Below are 20487 nucleotides of genomic sequence, written 5' to 3' on the forward strand. Positions count from 1 at the left end.
TGGGCGGGTGGTCAGGACTTGAGGCCGAGGTCGGCGCAGGCCGCGGAGGCCGGCTCGTTGAGCGCGTCGCAGACCTTGAGGTCGCCCTTGAGGATCTGCGCCTTCAGCTCGTCGAGCTTCGCGGTGACGTCGGGGATCTTCGCGGTCATCGCTTCCGGGCCCTTGTCGGCGAAGACCGTCGAGCCGTCGGCCCAGGACAGGCCGGTGACCTCGTCGGCGAGGCCCGCCTGCACGAAGCCCGCCTTGAACGCGTCGTTCTTGGCCGCCTCGATGAGCTGGTACGTCGTCTGGTCGACCCGCTTCATGACCGAGACGATGACGGTGCCGGGCGCGTCGCCGTCCTGGTCGGAGTCGACGCCGATCGCGTAGCCGCCCTCCTGCTTGGCGGCGGTGAACACGCCCTGGCCGCTGAGGCCCGCGACGGCGTAGATGATGTCGGTGCCGCCCTGGTACAGCGCGAGCGCCGCCTCCTGGCCGACGGACGGGTCGCTGAACTCGCCGTTCAGGTAGCTCGGGGTGACGGTGCAGTCCGGGCAGGCGGCGAGGACGCCCTGCTTGTAGCCGTAGTAGAACTGGTTGAGGCCGGGGTTGTCGATGCCGAGGACCGCGCCGACCTTCTTCGTCTTGGTCATGCTGCCCGCGACGTAGCCGCCGAGGAAGCTGGACTCGTGGACGTTGATGGAGAAGGCCGAGACGTTGTCGGGGAGCTTGTCGGCGAAGATGTCGCTGGGCACGCCGAACAGCTGCTTCGGGTTCTCCTCGGCGACCGCGAGCAGGGACTCGGGGTCGAGGCCCGGCGCGACGATGATGTCGGGGTGCGTCGCGACGGTCGAGCGGATCACGCCCTCCTGCTGGGCGACGGACTCGGCCTCGACGACCCGGCCCGTCACGCCGAGGTCCTTCTCGGCCTTCTCGGTGCCGGCGATCGCCGAGTCGATGAAGCCGCCGTCGCCCGCGGCGCCGGGGGTGATGAGGGAGTAGCTGAACGCGTCGGGATCGGCCGCGGTGGTCTCGCCGCCTCCGCCGCAGCCCGCCGCGGTGAGCGTCAGGGCGGCGGTGAGGGCGGTGGCTCTGAGCAGGTTCCTGGTGATGGTGGTCATGACGTCTCCTGGGGGGTCTTCTCTGGGGATTTCCGGGGGGACTTGGCGGGGAGGGAGATACGTGTGCTGTTGCGCCAGAGCCGTGCGACGTTGCCGCGCAGCCTGCCGTGCACGCCGACCAGGACGAGGGCGACGAACGCCGCGCCCTGGGGCAGGAACTGGGTCAGGTTCGAGGGCACGTCGAGCGCCTGGAGCCGGATCGAGGCCGCGGAGGCGAACCCGAAGACCGCGGCGGCGGGCACCACGAAGGCGGGCCGGTTCAGCGCGAGGAGCGCGGCGGTGATGCCGATCCAGCCGCGGTCGGCGCTCATGTTGCGGGTGAACAGGCCGACGTCCCCGATCGACAGGAACGCTCCGCCGACACCCGCGATCGCTCCCGCGACGACAAGGGCAGCCAGTTGCATGCGGGCCACCGGGATGCCGGAGGCCGCGGCGGAGGCCGGCGCTTCGCCGACGGCCAGCAGGTGGCGGCCGCTGCGGGTGCGGAAGTAGAGGGCTACGGCTACCGCGGTGCCCAGCGCCAGGTAGACGAGCGGGTTGAGGCGGGCCGTCAGGTGGTCGAGGAAGGGCAGGTCGGAGAGGACGGGGATCGTCACTTCCGGCAGCCTGTCGATCTGGGGCGCGTAGGTGCCCACCCCGCCCAGGTACGACCGCATCAGGTAGACGGTCAATTGCAGGACCAGGATGTTCAGGCCGATGGCGAGGACGACGAGGTCGACGCCTATGCGGTGGGCGAACGCCATCAGGAGGCCGATGACGGAGCCCGTCAGGGCCGCGGCGAGGATGCCGACCCAGGTGTTGCCGACGGCGGCGGCCGTCAGGATCCCGACGAACGCGCCCGCCAGCACCTTGGACTCGATGGCGAGGTTGAGGATGCCCGCCCGCGCGCAGATCAGCGACGCGATCGCGGCGAAGAGGATCGGCGCGGTCATGCGCAGACCGCTGTTGAGGAAGTCGGCGACGAAGTTCATGACGCGGCCTCCGCCGTCTCGCGTTCGGGCTCCTGCGGCGCCGGTTCGGGGGGATCGTTCTTGCGGGTCGCGACTCGGCGGCGGTTGACGGCCGCCTCGATCCTCGCGAGCAGCGGGGCCTGGAGCGCGACGAGGACGATCATCAGCGCGAGGACCGTGGAGCCGATCTCGCGGGGCACGCCCAGCACGATCTGGAGGCCGTTGACGGCGCCGACGGTGATCCCGGCGTAGAGGATTCCGGCGAGGGCCGCGCCGATCGCCGTCGTGCCGCCGAGGATCGCGGCGGTGAGGCCGGTGAAGCCCGTGCCGTCGGAGAAGCCCTCGATGACGCGGTAGTTCGTGCCGAGCACCTGCACCCCGCCGCCGAGCCCGGCGAGCGCGCCGCCGATCAGGCCGGCCCGCAGCACGCTGCGGGTGCTGGACATGCCGGAGTAGCGGGCGAAGCCGAGCGCCTCGCCGGACATGCGCTGCTCGTAGCCGGTCGTGGTGCGGCTGAGGAAGAACCACACCCCGACCACCGCCACGACCGCGATGACGAACCCGAGGCCGAACTTCGTCGAGGGGTCGAAGACGGGGAGGCGGGCCGAGGCGTCGACCGGCTCGGTGTACCCGACCGTGGACGCCTCGGCGCGCAGCGGGTGGTTCACCAGGAAGTCGAGCAGCAGCCCGGCCATGGCGTTCAGCACGATCGTGATGATCAGCTCGTTGACCCCGAGGAACACCTTGAGCAGCGCGGGGATCAGCCCCCACACCGCGCCCACCGCGACCGCCGCGGCGAGCGCGACCACGGGGTGGATTCCTCCGGGCAGCGACAGCGCCGAACCCGCGACGGCCGCGGCGAGCCCGCCGAGCGCGTACTGCCCTTCCTGCCCGATGCTGAACAGCCCGCTGCGCAGCGACACCACGGCCCCGAGCGCGCACAGGATGATCGGCCCGGCCAGCGCCAGCGTCCCGCTCAGATTGCAGTACTCCGCCCCGCAGCCGAACCCGGCGTCCATCACCGTCCGCGCCGCGACCAGTGGCGAATGCCCCAGCCCCGCGACCATGCCTCCCCCGATCCCGAGGGCCAGCACCATCGCCAGCACAGGCATCCCCACACCCCGGGCCAACCGCCCGACGGCATCCCGATCCATCGCTTCACCTCCTCGTCATCCGCCGACGAGGTGAAACGATCACGCCCAAGTGTTACTAATTCACACTTTCTGGTGTGTCATCCCTGTTAATTCCTCACACGATCCCGTGGGCGTGCGGCAGCGTCGCACCGGTGAGGAGTCAGCGAAGGGGTCGGGGCAGGGCCGCCGCTATGGGCGGGTCGGCTTGAGGGGTGCGAGGTGGACGGGCCAGAGGGCCTCGTCGAGAACCCCGAGCAGTCCACGGACTGGCTGCGTTCCATCGCCGACATGCCGGACGCCGTCCACCCCCTGGACCGCCTCGCCGAGGTCAGGGCGCTGCTGGCGGTCCACCCCGAGCTCGCCTGGCACACCGCGGACCGCCTCCGCCGCGGTCGGCGAGTTCGTGCGGCGGCGCCGCTTCCTCCGGATGGCCGTCGAGGGCCCGCTGTTCGGCGGCGGCCTCGCGGTGTTCGGCCGAGACCGTCGCCAGCTTGAGGACCAGGCGGAGGAGGTCGCGGGCGAGGCCGCCGGTGAGCGCGTGGCACAGCCACACGTACGGCGCGGGCAGAGGGATCCCGCGCCTGCTCAGCAGCGTCAGCGCCTCAGCGCCGCGCAGCGGGGGCACCTGGACGACAGTGTCGAAGGCGCTGTCGTAGGTGCTCCGGATCGAGAGGCTGCGTCGGCCGAACGCCGCGAGCGCGTCCTCGGAAACGGTCACCAGGAAATAGCAGCCGGGCACGCCGAAGACCACTTTGAGGTCGTTCAGGAGCTTCTCGGCGTGCTCAGGGGTCGCGATCTTGTCGAGTTCGTCGATGCCGATGACCACCTTGTTCCCTGCGCCCCGTCGGTCCGCCGAGAGGAGGGCGAGGAGTTCGCGGAAGTCCGCGACGATCTCCGGCAGACTCTGCACCTGCTCAGTCCGCTGCACCGCCGACTGCGCGCCCACCTTCGATCCTCCCGGGATACCGACCTCTCCGAGCGCCGTCTGAGTGACCGCCTGCTGGTACCTGAGCCGTCGCAGATGGCCTTCGGCGGCGTTCTGGGACCTGGTGGGGTGCCGCAACCGGGGCTTTCGGTTCACCAGCAGCACCCCGAGGAGCCCCAGAGCGATCAGGACGAACCCGCCCAGAAGCTGGTAGAACGTCGAGCTCTCCGGCATCTTCGCGCCGAGCTCCTTCACCTGCTTCCAGTACAGCGTCCCGCCGACCAGCGCGATCCCGGCCGCCACGGTCGCCCATGGGACGGTCCGCGCGGCGAGGATCCTGGCGCGCCTGGCGGGGGCGGGCCGCGAACCCGGATCGCCGAGGATCCGCTCGCACACCCGGAGGAACAGGTAGGTGAGGAACTCTCGCGAGTCATAGGCGGTGGGCGCGTGGACCAGCAGCCGCAGATCTTTGGGCGGATGCCGGTCGGGCGCGCACAGCTGCCGGAGCAGCGTGCTCTTGCCCGCACCGCGCGGCCCGCTCACCCCGATGCTGGCACTGCTCAGCTCCTCGATGAGCAGCGCGAGCCGTCGGCTGTCCACGGTGTCGACGAACTGGTCCTCACGGTCTTCGGCGGGGCTGAGCGGCTCCAGGCTCAGCCCCGCGAGCGTCGTCACGTACGCGACCGGCTCGTCACCGAGGCGCTCGCGCACCATCGGCAGCAGCCCGTCCCTCGCCAGGGAGCGGATCCAGTCCTTGTAAGTCCGGTCCAGGCCGGTGCGCTGATGGGCCAGGCCGTCCAGTTGCAGCCAGTCCGCGGGGACGCGCGAACGCAGCGCCCGATGCTGCGGCACATACTCACGGAAGGACACCCAGGCAAGGACCGCCGTCAACCAGACGACGGCCACGACCAGCATCGCCTCCGACGTCCACGACCACCGGCGGCCGGAGAGCAGCAGGCCGAGGAACACCAGACCCGACGCCCACGTCGCCCACAGGTAGGCGCGCACGAACCGGCTGAGGAACGGCAGATCGGCGGCTTTCCGGAACGCCTCCAGCGCTCCCTCGAAACGCTCCCCCTGCTCACGGGCCGCGCTCTCCACGGCGAGCGGATCCCGATCGAGAACGGAGGCCGCGAGCACGCGCAGCTTCGTGCGGGACTTCTCGGGATTCCCGTTGTCGACGCGGCGCAGGATCTCGGGCCGGTTCATCAGCTCGTCGAGCACCTCTTCGCGCGCGTGCGCGTCGATCTTCGCGGAGACACTGGCCGGCGGGCCGGGGACCGGCGCGAGCGGGTCTTCCAGCACGGGGTCATCGACGGTCAGCGTCTCGTCGACCGGGACTGACTCAGGCGGGTCGGCCACGGCGATGGCCGGGCCGGGCGGCGTCCGCTCCGCCGAAGGGACGGCCTCCTCATCGGGGAACACCGGGAGATCCACCGCGGCGAACAGCCGATGGAGCTCCCTGCTGCTGAACCGGTAGCCCTCGCCGACGCGCTGGAGAAGGTCCTCCTCACAGGCCCGTTCGAGGAACACGTGGAGCCGCCAGGGCAGCCGCCCGCGCGCCGCGAGCCACCAGGCGGCAACGGTGTTCAAGACGACCACCTGCGCGTTCGCGAAGGACAGCGCCGACGCGACCGCCATCCCGACGCCGATCTCGGTCCCGCTTTCCGGAGTGCTACCAAGCGTCCCATCGGAGATGAGCGCGTCCCAGAACGTGCCGACCAACAGGGACAGCCCTATCGCGTTCACCCAAAGCGCCCATGTCCGCCCGGGCCAGCGCGCTTCTTCCCAGAGCCCGAGCACTGGCGGCGACACGATGCCGATCGCCACCGCGGTCACCGGAACAAGCCCCCAGACGTTCTGAACGGGAACTCCGAGAACCGCGAGCCCCGCCATGGCAGCCGCACCGATGGCCATGCCTACACCGACGACCCAGCCCATTCGACCCACCATGGAACGAATCCAGCGCGGCGAGCGCCGGGTCAGGACCTGGGTGCCCGCTCGCTCCAGGTGGCGGGCGATCGTCCGCAGCCAGCGCCGCTCGGTCTCCGAGGTCTGGACGGAGACCCAGCTCCCCAGCAGATGACGAGCGATGTCCGACTCGGTGGGGAGCCGGTCCCTGTCGAGGAGGTCGATCGGGGACCGTGCGGCGTCTAGGTAGGCGCGGCGTAGCAGATGGAGGTTCCTGGGGACGCTCAGCGCCCGGCTGAGCGGGCCGTCCGGCTCACGGTCGAGTTCGGCCAGGAGCAGGCCCCACCCCGGGTCCTCGCCAAGAAGACCGCTGGCACGCAGACTCGCGGCGACCTCGTCGGCGGTCGGCGGAAGCAAGTGGACGGTGTCCGCTGTGCTCAGTGGGTCGCGGCGCCTGACGCGCGAGCCGAGCGAATAATCGTGCCTCAGCACGAGCACCACCGGGTCGGTGGGCGCCAGTGCCTCGCCGATGGCCCGCAACGCCTGGTCCATGTCCTGGCGGGGCAGCTCGTCCAGCCCGTCGAGGATCGGGATCAGCTGACGGCGGCCCACGATCGACCGGACCAGCTCCTTCTCCTTGCCCCCGAAATAAATGAGGCGGAGCTGTTCCGCCAGCCAGTCCTCGAACGGCTCGGCCTGCGGATCCCATCCCGCGATCGACAGCAGGACCGGAACGGCGCCGGCGGACGGGCGCTTGTCCAGGAGTTCCAGCAGCAGGCGAATGGCGAACGTCGTCTTCCCGGATCCGGCGGACCCGGAGATCACCAGACGCCGATGTCCTGACCCCAGAAGGGAATCCGCGACAAGCGCCGTGCCGGACGAGCCCGACAGCGCCGTGCCGAGCGCATCCGCCGGACCGTCGTGCGCCGAGGTCCATATGGCCCGCAGGTCGATCGAGAAATGGCGCTCTCGCGCCGCCAGCTCCTGGCGCCATTCGGCGCGCAAAGTGCCCGCCAGCTCGGACAGGACCTCTTCTACGCCCCTTGACCGGGCCACCTTCTGTTCACGAGCGGAGCTCAGCGTGAAGGCGAGGGCGACCACCGACATGAGCGCGCCAAGGACGCTGGAAATCTTGTCCGATGCTTCCAGCCCCACGGAGTAAAAGACGGCTCCGAAGAGGATCACCACGGCGGCGAAGAAAATGTTTAGAAGCATAGAACGTGAGAGAAGGTTCTCCCGCAGCCATCTCATACACCGATCTTCTCAACTCCCGACGGGGCCAGGGGCGCGAATTCATCGGCACATCAGAAAGGCATGTTTTGGGCCGACCATTATCGCCTTTCCCGGGCCAGGCCGTTTTCTCTCGGCCGGGGAGATCTCGCGAATCCGGTCGAGCACCCGGCCGCCCGCCCCATCAGCCACTCGATCGGCTTCTGGTGGAGCCGGCGCCGCAGCGCGGTTCCCGCCGACGGGAGCGGCGACCGCCGCGAGCGCGCCGGCGGGAAGGGCGAGCAGGACCTTGCGGCCGGGCGGTGGGTCGGCGACGGTACCTTCGGCCGCCGTTCTCCGCGCGGGCGGCGGGGACCACGCGCCGCCCGACTCGAACCCGTGCACGATGTCCTGCGGAGTGGGGCGCGTCCTGCGCGGAGGTTCCTGAGAGGTCGCCCCCAGGGACGTCGATCGGGTCGGCCGGGAGAACGGGAGGCTGGACGGGCGGCGCGGCCGCCTCAAAGGGGACCTGCGAGTATCCCGCCTTGTTCTCCCTCGCCTCGCGGCCGGCGTCGGTCCCGGCTCGGGTGACGCCGCTTGGCCTTGTCACGAGTGATCTTGGTGTCCGCGGACCGTGCAGCGGGAGACGGCGGCGTAGGGTCGCGGGATGAGGTTGTGGATGGCGGGGGTCGGGGCGGTGCTCGTGCTGGGCGTGGCGGGGTGCGGGTCCGTGTCGGTGGACGAGGCGACGGTGCAGCGGTGGGAGGAGCAGGGGATCGACGCCGATCTCCTGTTCCTCATCGAGGTGCCGGGGTTCACCGCCGCAGGGCAGTCCATCGGAGTGATGGGCGAGGACGGGCTTGGGATGTCCTATACGTCCGATGCGAACCCGGGGGACCTCGCGCATCTGCTGGTCGAACGGCACCCGTTCGATGGGGACCGGTGCGCCGCCCTTCCCGTGCCGGACGCCGACCCCGCGGCCACCGTCGAGTGCGTGCCCGATCGCAGCGGCTGGTATCGGACGAGCGGGGGGTTCCATGAGTACGTGCTGCCGCTGGAGCAGGGCCATGTGCGGCTGAGCGCGCCGCAGGGCGCGGTCACCCTCGACGCTCTGCGCGCCACCCTCGCCGCCGCGGAGTCCCTGTCCGGGATCAGCATCCTCAACACCCCGTGGCCCACCCCGTCCATCCCCCGGGGCGATCTCCCGTCAGTGGGCGACGGGGCTCCCGACAACTCCGTGAACGAGGGCGGCTGATCGTCAGCGTCAGCGTCAGCGGCTGCCGGTCAGCCACTCAACCGGCCGCCGCCCGAGCCGCGCCAGCCGCCCCGCCACCACGGCCCGGAGTCCTTCGGCCTGCGACTCGACCCCGACCCCTGCCGCCGTGGACTCCCCGAGCACCAGCACTGCCAGCGCCCCGGCCGAATGCGCCTCGCCCTCGATCCCCGCCCGCTCCCCCGCCGCCCCTCTCCCCGCCGGGCGGCCGCCCGCCCGTCCGGTGATGATGGAGGACTTCGAACACCCCGGCAGTAATGGGACGTTGCACCATATGTCGGTGAGCGATATATATCTGCCATGGGATCTTCGCCACTGCGGGAGCAGAGCTATCTGATCCTGCTCGCGCTGGCTCCGGAGCCGCTGTACGGGTACGGGATCATCGCCGCCGTGCGGGAGTTGTCCGAGCAGCGGGTCAGGCTGGGGGCGGGCACTCTCTACGGGGCGCTGGACAGGCTCGCCGGCGACGGGCTCGTCGCGCTCGATCACGAAGAGGTCGTGGACGGGCGGTTCCGCCGGTACTACAAGTTGACCGGGGAAGGGCGCCAGGTGCTGAGCGCCGAGACCGCGCGGATCGCCGAACTGGCGGCCCGCGCCCGTCAGCGCCTAGGCGCGCTCCGACCCGCGATCGAGATGAACCGATGATGAAGAACCGCTTCGAGCGGCGCTGCAACCTTCTCCTGCGCAGCTACCCTCCCCGCTACCGCGAGGTGCGGCGGGACGAGATCGTCGCGACCCTCCTGGACGCGGCCGAACCCGGCGCGTCGGTCCCTTCCCCACGCGAATCCTGGGACGTCGTGCGCGGCGGCTGGGCCACCCGGCTGCGCGACCGCCCCCCGCTGTGGCGCTGGCTCGCCTACCGCCTCCTGGACATCCGCGTCCCCTACCGCCACCGGATGTGGGTCCGCGACGACGCCCTGGGCCGCTTCCACTTCCTCCGCACCAACGTCGGCCACCTGGTCTTCATGTCCATCATCATGGTCGTGGTGTCGGCAGGGATGGGCCTCTACTACGGCACTGCCGTCCTTTCCATCGCCGAGACCACGGCGGAAGGCTGGCTGATGACCGCGGGCGTCGTGGCCTTCACCCTCCTGAACCCTCTGTTCCACCGCGGCTTCCGCCGCCGCATCCTCCTCAAGCACGAGTTCGACGAGGACGGCACCCCCCTCGGCCCGCCCCTGCCGCCGGAACCCCTCTACACGACCGAGCCCGCCCCGGAAACCGACCCGACCTCACGCTGACCGGTTCCACGCCGCCGCCCCCGGCGCTGCGGCGCGTCCCGTGCGCGAGGTTCCGCGGAACGCGCGGCGGTCCGGAGCGGAGATCGTCTACGGTCGTGGGTGCGTTGACGACAGCGGGCGCGGACCGGCTCGGGCTGGATCGTGGCCCCGGGCGGGGCGTCCGGGGGGCGGTTCTGTGTCAGGATCGCGGGATGCTGCGACTCACCGATTTCATCATCGACTGTCCGGACACGCTGGGGCTGGCCGCCTTCTACGCCGAGGTGACGGGGCGGGCCGTCAAGGACGGCAGCGACGCGGAGTGGGCCGGGATCAAGTTCGGGGAGATCGAGCTGGCGTTCATCCGGGTGGATGACTACCGGGCGCCGCAGTGGCCCGACAGCGAGCACCCCAAGCAGTTCCACCTCGACTTCGAGGTCGACGAGATCGAGCCCGAGGAGCGGCGGGTCCTCGCCCTCGGGGCCACGCTGCGGCAGGACTTCATCCGGGCCGACGGGTACGGGTGGCGGGTCTACACCGACCCGATCGGCCACCCGTTCTGCCTGTGCCGCAACCGGGGCGTCGTCTGGACGCAGGACGGGCCGGTCTGGCCCTCGCGCGGATAGGGGGCGCGGTGCCGAACGTGGTGACGCGTCCCGAGGTATGTGTCATACGGCACGGAACAGTTGAAACCCGATGAGACCGGGGACGAAAACTGCCGCTAAGCGGGGCATCTGGGACTTAACATCCGATCGTGTGTTCCGATCATGGAACACGGGCCGGTCGCGCCGCCTGTGGCGCGGCACCACACGTTCGGGAGCGCGCCAATTGCACGACCAGCGGCCGGGATCCCCCGATTCCCCCCCACCTCCCTCAGCTCCTCCGCAGACCGTCTTCGACGCCGCGCCGCAGCAGTTCGCGGCAGGTCCTCCCCAAGAGGGACCGCCGCTTTACGGCGCCCCCTCCCAGCCCACTCCCCCGTCGGCCGGTGCGCCCGGGGGCAGCGGACCCGTGCTGCCTACCGGGCAGGTGCAGCACGGTCCGCTCCCCGGGCAGCCTCCGTTCCCCGGGTATCCGCAGCAGCAGCAAGGCCGACCGCCCTATGCGGGCCGACCACCGCAGCAGTACGGTCAGCCGCCTTATCCCGCCGGGCCCGTGCCGCCGCGGCCCAAGGGGAACACCCGGTCCATGGTGCTCGCGGCGGGCGTCGGCGTCGCGGTGGTGCTCGGGGCGTCCGCGATCGCTCTCGGGGCGCGGTCCGGCAGCGGCCCGGGGTCGCCGCCGCAGGGCGTCGGGCCGGGCGGCGGGCTGGGCGGCGGCCCGGGGATGAGCCGGCAGGGCGACCAGTCCGGTGCGGAGGGAAGCGGCGGTCCGCTGCACCACCTCGTCCTTCCCGAGTCCTTCCAGGGTCTCAGCCAGACGCAGAACTGGAACGGCGACATCGTCCAGAGTTCACTCCAGTGGCTGGCCGGTCCCGGTGAGACCCTGCGGGCCGCGATGTTCGTCGACGACGACACCATGCCGACGCAGTTCATGACCATCGCCGTCCTCGAAAGCCCCCAGCCGTTCGCGGACCTCCAGGCCGAGGTGGACGCGATCATGGCGGCGAACAACGAGGACACCCCCACCGTGGAGGTCGTCTCCGACCCACCGCAGGAGAAGGATCCCGGCACTTTCGGCGGCCTCATGAAGTGCTGGGCGTCGATGACGAACTTCAAGAGTTCCAACATCACGCAGTCGACGGGCACCTGCCTGTGGGCGGCCGACAACGTGGCCGGGCTCATCTCCATCGCCGGCGGCCCCGCCGCCGTGGATCTGGACGGCGCCGCCGAGGTCGCCCGCCGGTTCCGCACCGAGAACGAGACCACGGGCTGACGGGAACAGGACGACATGAACGAATCACCGCAAACCCCCTCCGGCCCCTACAACCCATCGGCCGCCTACTCCCCGACGCCCGGCTACGCGCCGCCTCCCGGCTACACCCCACCCCCGTGGCAGCAGCAGGGCCCGGCGCCGGCCGCCGCCGCCCCGCCGAAGCAGCGCGCGCCGCTCTACGTGGCGTGCACAGCCCTGGGCGTCGCGCTGGTGGCGCTGGCGACGTCCGTCACCGCCCTGGTCACGGGCTCGGACGGCACCACGGCGTCCCCTCCGGCTGCCGCGCCGAGCGCGACGGCCACGGCCACCGCCCTGCACAAGGTGAAGATGCCCGATGTCTTCCAGGGCCTCGACAAGACGACCAAATGGGCCAATGACGACGTCCAGAAGGCGATCAAGGCGGTCACGGGCTCCGGCGAGACGGGCGCGGGCTCGGTCTTCGTCGACAACGACGCGGCGCCCAGGCGCATCGTCGCGATCGAGACGGTGTACAGCCCGAAGCCGTTCGACTCGATCGAGGCCAAGGTGAACGCGGTCGTCTCGGAGGCGATGCTCCCGGTCGGCTCGACCGTGGACATCGAGCAGACCGAGCATCAGCAGCAGGACCCGGGGCCGCTCGGCGGCACCCTCACCTGCTGGACGGTCACGGTCACGGACAACACCTCCGGCGCCGAGGTCACCCGCGCGGTTCCGGCGTGCGTCTGGGCGACGGCCAACGTCATCGGCATCATGATGGAGATCAGGACCGTCGGCGCCACCGATGTCGCCGCCGTCGCCGAAATGACCCGCCAGTTCCGCCACACCAACGAGACCGTTGGCTGACCCGCACACCCCGGGCGGCCACACCGACGCGGCCGCCCGGGGACCTCGGCGGCGGGAGATCCCGCTCGCACTGCGCTGTCGGCCGCCTGTGCGGCCTGTGGGGAACAACGCGAGCAAGCTCGGCGGGGCGGCGTGGTGCGGTGGGGGCGGTGACGCGGCCTTCGGCCGGGGGTCGGGGAAGGGCCGGGGCGGCGGCCGCGTCAGGCCGTCGTGCGGATCGAGGCGCACGCGGGCGACGTCATCAGCACCCGGCCGCCGACACCGGAGGAGCGCCGGTACTACGACCTGCCGCCGAGCTCCATGCTCGTCATCACGCGCGCGACGGGCGAGCGGCCCGACGAGGCCTTTCCCGGGGACCGGACGGCGATCGCCGTCGTCGGTTGACGTGGTCGCGTGATCGAGCGGAGGGCGCGTCGCCGGGAACGCGAACGGCCCCCGGGAGACTCGGGGGCCGTCTACGCGCTCAGGTCAGCCGCCGGCCCACCAGGAGCTGGAGCCGTCCCAGCGGCCGGTGATGGTGACCCACGGCTTGTAGGTGCGGCCGTTGCCGCGGTAGTAGAACTTGCCCTTCACACGGGCCGTGGCCGTGCTCCACGACGACGTGTGGGTGAGCTGCTTCTTGCCCCAGCCCTTCCACACGTAGTTGTAGTTGTCACGGGTGTAGCTGCGGTACTTGGCATTCGCGGAGACCACCGAGTAGCCGTCGTAGCACCAGTTCAGGCGCTCCTTCACCCAGAAGAGCCAGCGGCCCTTCTTGCCCTTGCGGTACCCGCGCTGCTGTTCGAACCAGGTGCAGGGGGCCTTCTTGAGCCGAGCGGCCTTCGCCGCGCTGTAGGGGTTGCCCTCGCGGGCGGCTTCCGCGACCAACTCGGCTCCGGAGACCGTGCCCGTCCGCACCACCACGTCCGGCACGCCGGGGAGCTCCGGCGACGCCTGGGCAGGCGACGCCGGCAACGCGACGACCGCGGCGAGGCCGACGGACATCGCGGACACGCGTGCGAAACGCATCATGGAGTTATCGCCACCTTCTACTGCTTCGACCGAAAACGACCAGACACCACCCTAGGAACCAGTGACGTCCCCTGCGGGAGATTGGCCAACACCGGCAAATGTCGCATGCAACCCATGTGCCCCTTCGCGTGTCGGGTATCTGCCGCGGTGGTCAGTATCTGCGATCTTGGATGCCGGGATCGGGCGGCGGGTTCAGCATCGGGACGATGAATTCCCGGGCCATCGCGGCGAGCTGGTCGTCCTGGTCGAGGCCCGGCAGGAGGGTGGGGATCGCGAGGAACGAGGCGGAGATCCGGACCATGAGCTCGGCGGCGACGTCGACGTTCAGGTCGGCCCGGACATGGCCCGCGCCCTGCTCGCGGCGGAGCTGGTCGGCGACGAACTGGCGCACGACGGCCAGCGTGCGACCCTCGTCGCGGACCATCGAGGAGACGATGACGTCCGGCTCGGAGTCGATCAGGCCGCCGATCAGCGGATTGCCGAGCACGGCGCGCAGCGAGCTGACGAAGCCGAGGACGACCCGGTCGGCGACGGTCTCGGCCTCGGCGATGTCGCGGAGGAACCGGGCGAAGTAGCGGCGGAACTCGCGGCGCACCAGATGGGCGACGAGCGCCTCCTTCGTGGCGAAGCGCCGGTAGACCGTCATCCGGGAGAGGCCGGCCCGGCGGGCCACGTCCTCCATCGTCGAGCGCTGGATCCCGCTGCGCGCGAACTGCTCCAACGCGCCGTCGAGGATGCGCCTCTGGCTCTCGTCGGCCTCGTCGACCTGCTCCACCGCGTCGGCGTAGGCGCGCTCCAGCAGCGACTCCCATCCGGAGGCGTCGACGGGGACGGGCTGCGGCTGCTCCATGGCTCTCCGGTTCTGTCGGCTTTCTGGGCCTTGCCGGGCGCAACGGCCTGTGTTCTCATGACACTCGCAGCCCATGATACGGAGATGCGGACAGCGTATCAACGTACCAATCCCACCCTAGGGACTGCGGAGGAGGAAAGAGACGATGGTCGAAAGCAGCAGACGCGACGTCCTGCGGGGCGGCATCGCCCTCGGGACGGTCGGCGCCCTCACCGGCGCGACGCCCGCCTGGTCGTGGTCGCCGACGGGTTCGGTGGCCGGCGCCGGTGCGGGGCTCGACCCCAAGTACCTGTGGGACCCCGAGGCCGACGCGGTGGTCGCCGGGATCATCGACCGGGGCGAGACGGCGCAGGTCAACAAGCTCCTCAAGACCTGGAAGACCAACGGCCAGGCGATCCCCGCCGGTCTGCCCGCCGACCTGAAGGCCTTCATGGAGAAGGCGCGGCAGTTGCCCGCGTGGGCGGACCAGGCGAAGTTGAAGACGGCGGTCGACTTCAACGAGAAGCGTGGCCTGTACCTGGGCGTGACCTACGGGTTCGCCTCGGGCATGATGTCGACGATGATCCCGCGTGAGGCGCGGGCGGTGTACTACTCCAAGGGCGGCGCGGACATGCGCGACCGCATCACCAAGACCGCCAAGCTCGGCTACGACGTCGGCTCGAAGAACGCGTTCGCGCCCGACGGCGAGATGATCGTGACCTGCGTGAAGACGCGCCTCGCGCACGCCGGCGTCCGGCACCTGCTGCCCAAGTCGCCCTACTGGACCAACGTCGCCGACGAGGACATCCCCATCTCCCAGGCCGACATCATGGTCACCTGGCACAGCCTGCCGACCACGGTCATGCAGAACCTCAAGGCGTGGAAGGTGCCGATCCCGGACGACGAGTCCGAGGCGTTCCTGCACTCCTGGCAGGTCACCGCCCACATGCTCGGCGTCCTCGACGAGTACATCCCCAACTCCTGGGCCGAAGCCGACGCCCAGGCGGCCCAGGTCCTCACCCCCATCCTCGCCGCCACCCCCGAGGGCATCAAGCTCGCCGACATCCTGCTCAACCTCGCCTCGTTCATCGACGGGGCCGTCCTGTCCAAGCCCGTCCTCGCCGGGCTCACCCGCTTCATCCTCGGCGACCAGTTCGCCGACGACCTCAAGATCCAGAAGACCCCCTTCTGGGACGAGGTCTTCGACACCGCCTGGGGCCCCTTCATCGCCGTCCGCGAGGGACTCCTCTCCCTGGAGCAGGCCCCCGGCATCCTCCAGAGCTCCTACTGGGCCTTCGACGAGATCCTCCGCCTCGGCATCCTCGTCCTGCTCTCCGGCGCCGACTTCCCCATCAGCATCGAGATCCCCAACATGAACAACCCCAACTACTGACCGGCCGCCCGACCGATCCCGGCCCCCTTCCGCTTCAGGGGCCGGGATCCCCCTTTTCCCCCGGAAGGGTCGCGGAGCACCGGCCCTGCCCCGCGGCGGTGGCCGTCCCGCGCGGCGTCGGTGACGACGCGGGACCCCGGTCCCGGGCGGGCGGGACGAGCGGGGCGCGACCATGGGCGCGGTGGGGCCGAGTCGGCTCCAGGCCCGGGAGGTCGGCTGTGGGGTTCGTTCGGACGGTGGCGGCGTGCGCCGTGGTCGGCGGGGTGCTGGCGGGGTGCACCGCGCGGGTGGAACCGCCGCCGAGCGTGCCTTCGGCGAGCACATCCGACCGGTCGGCGCGGGAGGCGAAGGCGCGGGAGGCGTTCGCCGCGTTCGAGAAGGCGAACAACGCGGCGAACGCGGCGGTCTCGGACGAGCTGATGAGCGAGATCGAGACAGGTCCCGTGCTGGAGGCCGATCTCGCGACGAACGCGAACATCCGGGCCGGGCGGGACGAGGAGGTGCCGGAGTTCTTCTACCCGGACCCGGTGTTCTACGTGCCCGCGGGGAGCGGAGAGCCTGAGTGGTTCATCGTGGACGCGCTGCTCCAGGACCGGCACAAGGCGCTGGTCTTCGTCCGGGACGGCGAGGCGTACAAGCTGCGCAACACCGTCTATTTCCCTAAGGATGCGAGCATGCCCGAAGCCGCCCTGTCGGAAGGTTTGGAGGCGATGGCCGCCGAGTCCCCGATCAAGGCCGCCGACCTCAGTCGCGAGCATGCCGCGCTGCTCAACGCCGCGGGCGGCGAGGCTTCGGCGCGCTTCGCGCCCGGTGTCTACACGACGGAGTTCTTCACCGCCTACTGCACCGGCGACGCGCACCAGCAGTTCACCGGCTACGGGTTCGTCGGCGGGTGCGACTGGGAGGCCAGGAGCGGGGACGCGGACTTCGCCCTGCGCACCTCCGACGGACGGGCCCTCGTCTTCTACACCGTGGGCCTCACCGACTCCTACCGACGCGGCTCCAACAAGGACACCCGCTTCGACAACGTCTACCTGCCCGACTGGTACAACCCGTTCGTCCCGGTCGACAAGGACACCTATTCCTACAGCACCGAAGGGCAGCCGGGCTCGATCCTCCGGCACTTCTACAAGCAGGGCTACACGGGCAAGGCGGTCTTCCAGTTCGCGGCCCTCGTCTCCGCCGACGGCGCGTCCGTCGAAGTCATCGCCGACAACGAGCATCCCCTGGCCGCCTCCGGAAAGTGAGCCCCTGGGTCCACCGCGTGCTCACGGGGGTCCTCCCCGGCTGACCCGTCCTGCCGTGGCCGCCGCCTTCCTGCGGACCGGGTCGGGGCCGCTGTCCGGCCACCCGGCGGAGCCGGATTTCGGTCGTCTCACCAGCGGAGATGCGGTCGTCACCGCGGGCGGGATCCCTTGCGCCGGCCGTCCGGGAGGACGGAGAGTGCCATGGGCCGTGTCCGGGCGTGCGGGTCGGGGGTGACGGAGGGCGTCCATGAGGACGAGGATGATCCGCTGGACTCTGCGGAGCCTGTGGAAGCGGTACCTGCGCACGGGTGATCCGCGCCCGCTCAAGGGCGACGGCGTGCACCGGATGCTGTGCCTTCTGGTCGCGGCGCACGAGGGACCCGAGGACAGCCGACTCGTGCACGCGGTCACGGCGGTGCGCGGAGCCCATCTGGACACTCCCGAGGAGCGGTTCGCGCACGCGCTCCAGCAGTCCGAGATCACGCTGCTGTTCCTCGGCGTCCGGCCCGAGGATGTGCCGGGGCAGCTCGCGGAGTCCCTGACCGACACCCTGGACGCGCTCCAGAGAGCGGTGGAGGACGCCGCCGAGGAACGGCAGGACGACGCCCGCTTCGAGGACAGGGAGCCGCCCGCGCCCGCCGCCGAGCGGCAGCGCGACCGCTTCCTCATCGATCTGCCCGTCGAGTTCGCCGCGGACCGCCGCGCCGAACTGCCGGAAGGCCACCCCGACCGCCCCGCACGGACCTTCCAGCAGGCGCAGGCCCTGCTCTCGCGGTACGAGGCGTACTCCGAACGCGCCGACCTGGAGCAGGCGGTCGCGCTCGGCGAGGAGGCCGTCGCGACCGAGACGCGAGACCCGGCGCGCGTCCGCGCCCGCACCGTCCTGTCGCACGCGCTGCGGCTGCGGTTCCAGGCCTCCGGCGACCCGGCCGACCTCGACGGGTCCGTGCGCGTCTCCCGCGAAGGCGTCGAACTCGCGGCGCCCGGATCCGTCGAGGAGATCGCGGTCCTCTCCCATCTGGACGCCGCGCTCCTCCTGCGCTACCTGGCGGCCGGCGCGCCCGCCGACCTCGCCGACGCCGAGCGGCACGCCCGCCGCGTCCTGGAGCTGGCCGGGCCCGGCCACGCGGAGCGGGCGGTGTTCCTCTCCACGCTGGTGGCGGTGCTGCGCGCACGGTTCGACCTCGGCGGCGACGGCCGCGCGACGCTGGACGAGATGGTCGGGCTGGCGGAGGAGGCGGTGCGGCTCGCCCCGGACGTCGTGCCGCTCCGCTCGCGCCGCCTGTCCGCGCTGGGCGAGGCGCTGAGCCTGCGGTACGAGGTCGCCGGGGACTTCGCCGACCTCCGCGAGGCGATCGCGGTGCGCCGCGCCGCGGTGGACGCCTGCCCCGCGGCGCATCCGGAGCACCCCGTCCACCGGTTCAACCTCGCGCTGGCGCTGTTCGCGCGGTACCTGCGCAACGGCGCGGCCGCGGACCTCGACGACGCGGTCCTGGGCTGCCGGGAGGCCGTGGCGCGAACCCCTCCCGGCCACGTTCACGGCGGCGGCCTCCGGGCGCACCTGGCGATCATCCTGCGCGCCCGGCACTCGGTCTCGGCAGCCGAGGACGACCTCGCCGAGGCGATCTCGATGGGCGCGCAGGCCGTCGCCGACCTGGGTCCGGCGAACCCCCGTTGGGCCTGGACGGTGTCGCTGCTCAGCAGCCTGCACGCCACCCGGTACCGGCTGCACGGCGATCCCGCGGACCTCGCCGAGGCGGTGCGCCTGGGCCGCACGGCCCTGGAGGCGACGCCGCCGGGCAGGCGCGACAGGGCGGTCGTCCTCAACAACCTCGCGACGGTCCTCACCCTGAGCGGGGACGAGGCCGCGGACGCGCTCGCGGTCGAACTCGCCCGCGAGTCCGCCGCCGGTGCGGCGCCGAACGCCGAGTCGCTGGTGGTGCTCTCCGCCGCCCTGGTGCGGCGGGCGCGGCAGACCGGGGAGGACGCCCTGTGGGACGAGGCGGGCGCCGCGCTCCGCGCCGCCGCCGAGACCGCGACGGCTCCGGCGGGCGACCGCGTCGACGCGGCGCTGGCATGGGCGTCGCTGGCGATCGAGCGCCGGGACTGGAACGCGGCGGCCACCGCGTCGCAGGCGTGCGCCCGGCTGCTGCCGCTGCTGGCGTGGCGGGGCCTGCCCCGGCAGGACCAGGAGCGGAGGCTCGTCGACGCCGGCACCGTGGCGAGGCTGGGCGCGGCGTGCGCGCTTTTCGCGGGGCGGCCGGAGGACGCCGTCGAGATCCTGGAGCAGGGCCGCAACGTGCTGCTCGCGCAGGCCCTCGACACCCGCACGGACGCCGCGGGTCTCGCCGACGCGCACCCCGAACTCGCGCGGCGGCTCGCGGACACCCGTCTCGCGCTCGACGCCCTGCTCGTCGCCCAGCCCGGCGACGATCCGGCCCGGGAGGGCGACCGCAGGCAGCGCCTCGCCGCGCGCTGGGACGGACTGGTCGAGGAGATCCGCGGCCTCGACGGCTTCACGGACTTCCTCCGGCCGCTGGACGCCGCCCGGATCCGGCGGGCCGCGGCCGAAGGACCCCTCGTCTACCTCAACATGAACGAGCTGCGCAGCGACGCGCTGATCGTCACCCCCGAGGGGGTCCTGGCCGTTCCGCTGCCCGAGGTGACGCCGGACGCGCTGCTCGACAACGTCGCCGACTTCCTGAGCGTGACCGCGCTCGGCGATCCGGCGTCGACCGGGGGGCGCCTGCTGCTGCGCGAGGTGCTCGCCTGGCTGTGGGAGGCGATCGCGCGGCCCGTCCTCGACGCGCTCGAACTCGGCCCCACCGACGATCCGCCCCGCGTGTGGTGGCTGCCCACGGGGCCGCTGACGTTCCTCCCGCTGCACGCGGCCGGCACCCTCGCGGACGGCGTGCTGGACCGTGTCGTCTCCTCCTACACGCCCACGATCCGTTCGCTCGACCACACCCGCGGCAGGCCGGCGCCGTCCCCGGGCCCGCCTGCCGTGGTCGCGCTGCCCGACCAGGGGCTGCCGAACGCGCGAAGGGAGGTCGCGGCGATCCGCGCGCGCTTCCCGAGCGCGCGGGCCCTGGTGGGCGCCGACGCGACCCGGGAGGCGGTGCTCCAGGCGTTGCGGGAATGCCCCTCCGTCCACTTCGCGTGCCATGGGGAGCAGACCATCGGGAGCCCGTCCGAGGCGGCGCTCGTGCTGGACGGCACGCGGCTCGGCGTCACCGACCTCGCCGGGATCCGGCTCGACCGGGCCGAGCTGGCGTTCCTGTCCGCCTGCCACACCGCGCGACCCGGACTCGTGCTCCAGGAGGAGTCCCTGCATCTCGCGGGCGCGCTGCACCTGGCGGGCTTCCGGCACGTGATCGGCACCCTGTGGGCGGTGCTCGATCCGGTCGCCGCCACGATCGCCGAGCGGGTGTACGAGCGGCTCCCCGCCTCAGGCGACGGGCTGCTCGCGACCAGCGCGGCGCGGGCCCTGCACGACACGGTCCGGCACCTCCAAGCCAACCATCGCGACAAACCCCACCTCTGGGCCGCGCACATCCACCTGGGACCGTGACGACCGATCCTCCGCCGCCTC

The 20487-nt window shown here is 71.6% G+C and carries 17 protein-coding genes; 10 read left to right on the plus strand and 7 right to left on the minus strand.

Annotation, left to right across the window (positions count from 1 at the left end):
• Positions 1-11: 11 nt before the first annotated feature.
• The 4 genes from ACYVOM_RS22520 to ACYVOM_RS22535 all read right to left on the minus strand — a co-directional run bounded on the left by ACYVOM_RS22520 (position 12) and on the right by ACYVOM_RS22535 (position 7270).
• Positions 12-1100 carry a BMP family ABC transporter substrate-binding protein gene (locus ACYVOM_RS22520; protein ID WP_460305437.1) on the minus strand — a complete coding sequence of 363 codons (1089 nt, stop codon included), beginning with the start codon at positions 1098-1100 and terminating at the stop codon, positions 12-14.
• The gene (locus ACYVOM_RS22525; protein WP_460305438.1) at positions 1097-2071 is read right to left on the minus strand and encodes an ABC transporter permease; all 975 of its coding nucleotides are present in this window, start codon (positions 2069-2071) and stop codon (positions 1097-1099) included. Before ACYVOM_RS22525 ends, ACYVOM_RS22520 begins: the two co-directional genes overlap by 4 nt.
• Positions 2068-3162 (minus strand): ABC transporter permease, encoded by a 1095-nt coding sequence (locus ACYVOM_RS22530; protein ID WP_460305439.1) that lies wholly within the window; start codon positions 3160-3162, stop codon positions 2068-2070. Before ACYVOM_RS22530 ends, ACYVOM_RS22525 begins: the two co-directional genes overlap by 4 nt.
• 349 nt (positions 3163-3511) lie before the next feature.
• Positions 3512-7270, minus strand: coding sequence for an NACHT domain-containing protein (locus tag ACYVOM_RS22535; protein ID WP_460305440.1), 3759 nt, complete (start codon positions 7268-7270; stop codon positions 3512-3514).
• Positions 7271-7895: 625 nt separating this feature from the next.
• Between ACYVOM_RS22535 and ACYVOM_RS22540 the strand changes: the two genes are divergently transcribed.
• Positions 7896-8483 (plus strand): hypothetical protein, encoded by a 588-nt coding sequence (locus tag ACYVOM_RS22540; RefSeq protein WP_460305441.1) that lies wholly within the window; start codon positions 7896-7898, stop codon positions 8481-8483.
• Between the two features lie 15 nt (positions 8484-8498).
• Here the strand turns inward: ACYVOM_RS22540 and ACYVOM_RS22545 are convergent, their stop codons facing one another.
• Positions 8499-8633, minus strand: coding sequence for a hypothetical protein (locus ACYVOM_RS22545; RefSeq protein WP_460305442.1), 135 nt, complete (start codon positions 8631-8633; stop codon positions 8499-8501).
• 168 nt (positions 8634-8801) lie between these two features.
• Here ACYVOM_RS22545 and ACYVOM_RS22550 point away from each other — a divergent pair, with 168 nt between their 5' ends.
• The 6 genes from ACYVOM_RS22550 (at position 8802) to ACYVOM_RS22575 (ending at position 12799) form a co-directional block, all read left to right on the plus strand.
• Entirely contained in the window at positions 8802-9146 is a 345-nt protein-coding gene (locus ACYVOM_RS22550; RefSeq protein ID WP_460305443.1) for a PadR family transcriptional regulator, read from the plus strand.
• On the plus strand, positions 9143-9742 hold the full coding sequence (locus ACYVOM_RS22555; RefSeq protein ID WP_460305444.1) for a hypothetical protein: 600 nt from the start codon (positions 9143-9145) through the stop codon (positions 9740-9742). The genes ACYVOM_RS22550 and ACYVOM_RS22555 overlap by 4 nt, the downstream gene beginning before the upstream one ends.
• 191 nt (positions 9743-9933) lie before the next feature.
• Complete coding sequence (locus ACYVOM_RS22560; RefSeq protein ID WP_460305445.1) at positions 9934-10344, plus strand: VOC family protein; 411 nt, start codon at positions 9934-9936, stop codon at positions 10342-10344.
• Between the two features lie 562 nt (positions 10345-10906).
• Positions 10907-11593 carry a hypothetical protein gene (locus ACYVOM_RS22565; protein ID WP_460305446.1) on the plus strand — a complete coding sequence of 229 codons (687 nt, stop codon included), beginning with the start codon at positions 10907-10909 and terminating at the stop codon, positions 11591-11593.
• Positions 11594-11608: 15 nt separating this feature from the next.
• Positions 11609-12415 carry a hypothetical protein gene (locus ACYVOM_RS22570; RefSeq protein WP_460305447.1) on the plus strand — a complete coding sequence of 269 codons (807 nt, stop codon included), beginning with the start codon at positions 11609-11611 and terminating at the stop codon, positions 12413-12415.
• 210 nt (positions 12416-12625) lie between these two features.
• A complete protein-coding gene (locus ACYVOM_RS22575; protein ID WP_460305448.1) occupies positions 12626-12799 on the plus strand; it encodes a hypothetical protein in 174 nt (57 codons plus the stop codon).
• A gap of 84 nt (positions 12800-12883) precedes the next feature.
• Here the strand turns inward: ACYVOM_RS22575 and ACYVOM_RS22580 are convergent, their stop codons facing one another.
• Positions 12884-13426, minus strand: coding sequence for a hypothetical protein (locus tag ACYVOM_RS22580; RefSeq protein WP_460305449.1), 543 nt, complete (start codon positions 13424-13426; stop codon positions 12884-12886).
• 151 nt (positions 13427-13577) lie between these two features.
• Positions 13578-14276, minus strand: a complete 699-nt coding sequence (locus tag ACYVOM_RS22585) for a TetR/AcrR family transcriptional regulator (protein ID WP_460305450.1) — start codon at positions 14274-14276, stop codon at positions 13578-13580.
• 145 nt (positions 14277-14421) lie between these two features.
• Here ACYVOM_RS22585 and ACYVOM_RS22590 point away from each other — a divergent pair, with 145 nt between their 5' ends.
• The 3 genes from ACYVOM_RS22590 (at position 14422) to ACYVOM_RS22600 (ending at position 20466) form a co-directional block, all read left to right on the plus strand.
• A complete protein-coding gene (locus ACYVOM_RS22590; protein WP_460305451.1) occupies positions 14422-15648 on the plus strand; it encodes an oxygenase MpaB family protein in 1227 nt (408 codons plus the stop codon).
• Positions 15649-15866: 218 nt separating this feature from the next.
• Entirely contained in the window at positions 15867-16895 is a 1029-nt protein-coding gene (locus ACYVOM_RS22595; RefSeq protein WP_460305452.1) for a hypothetical protein, read from the plus strand.
• 247 nt (positions 16896-17142) lie between these two features.
• Positions 17143-20466 (plus strand): CHAT domain-containing protein, encoded by a 3324-nt coding sequence (locus ACYVOM_RS22600; RefSeq protein ID WP_460305453.1) that lies wholly within the window; start codon positions 17143-17145, stop codon positions 20464-20466.
• Positions 20467-20487: the final 21 nt, after the last annotated feature.

This window comes from Actinocorallia aurea (genome assembly GCF_054783995.1).

Bases quoted from the DNA above. Each gene is read 5' to 3' on its own strand.
- ACYVOM_RS22520 (WP_460305437.1), bottom strand. From the start codon at position 1,100: ATGACCACCATCACCAGGAACCTGCTCAGAGCCACCGCCCTCACCGCC.
- ACYVOM_RS22525 (WP_460305438.1), bottom strand. From the start codon at position 2,071: ATGAACTTCGTCGCCGACTTCCTCAACAGCGGTCTGCGCATGACCGCG.
- ACYVOM_RS22530 (WP_460305439.1), bottom strand. From the start codon at position 3,162: ATGCCTGTGCTGGCGATGGTGCTGGCCCTCGGGATCGGGGGAGGCATG.
- ACYVOM_RS22535 (WP_460305440.1), bottom strand. From the start codon at position 7,270: ATGAGATGGCTGCGGGAGAACCTTCTCTCACGTTCTATGCTTCTAAAC.
- ACYVOM_RS22540 (WP_460305441.1), top strand. From the start codon at position 7,896: ATGAGGTTGTGGATGGCGGGGGTCGGGGCGGTGCTCGTGCTGGGCGTG.
- ACYVOM_RS22550 (WP_460305443.1), top strand. From the start codon at position 8,802: ATGGGATCTTCGCCACTGCGGGAGCAGAGCTATCTGATCCTGCTCGCG.
- ACYVOM_RS22555 (WP_460305444.1), top strand. From the start codon at position 9,143: ATGATGAAGAACCGCTTCGAGCGGCGCTGCAACCTTCTCCTGCGCAGC.
- ACYVOM_RS22560 (WP_460305445.1), top strand. From the start codon at position 9,934: ATGCTGCGACTCACCGATTTCATCATCGACTGTCCGGACACGCTGGGG.
- ACYVOM_RS22565 (WP_460305446.1), top strand. From the start codon at position 10,907: ATGGTGCTCGCGGCGGGCGTCGGCGTCGCGGTGGTGCTCGGGGCGTCC.
- ACYVOM_RS22570 (WP_460305447.1), top strand. From the start codon at position 11,609: ATGAACGAATCACCGCAAACCCCCTCCGGCCCCTACAACCCATCGGCC.
- ACYVOM_RS22580 (WP_460305449.1), bottom strand. From the start codon at position 13,426: ATGATGCGTTTCGCACGCGTGTCCGCGATGTCCGTCGGCCTCGCCGCG.
- ACYVOM_RS22585 (WP_460305450.1), bottom strand. From the start codon at position 14,276: ATGGAGCAGCCGCAGCCCGTCCCCGTCGACGCCTCCGGATGGGAGTCG.
- ACYVOM_RS22590 (WP_460305451.1), top strand. From the start codon at position 14,422: ATGGTCGAAAGCAGCAGACGCGACGTCCTGCGGGGCGGCATCGCCCTC.
- ACYVOM_RS22600 (WP_460305453.1), top strand. From the start codon at position 17,143: ATGAGGACGAGGATGATCCGCTGGACTCTGCGGAGCCTGTGGAAGCGG.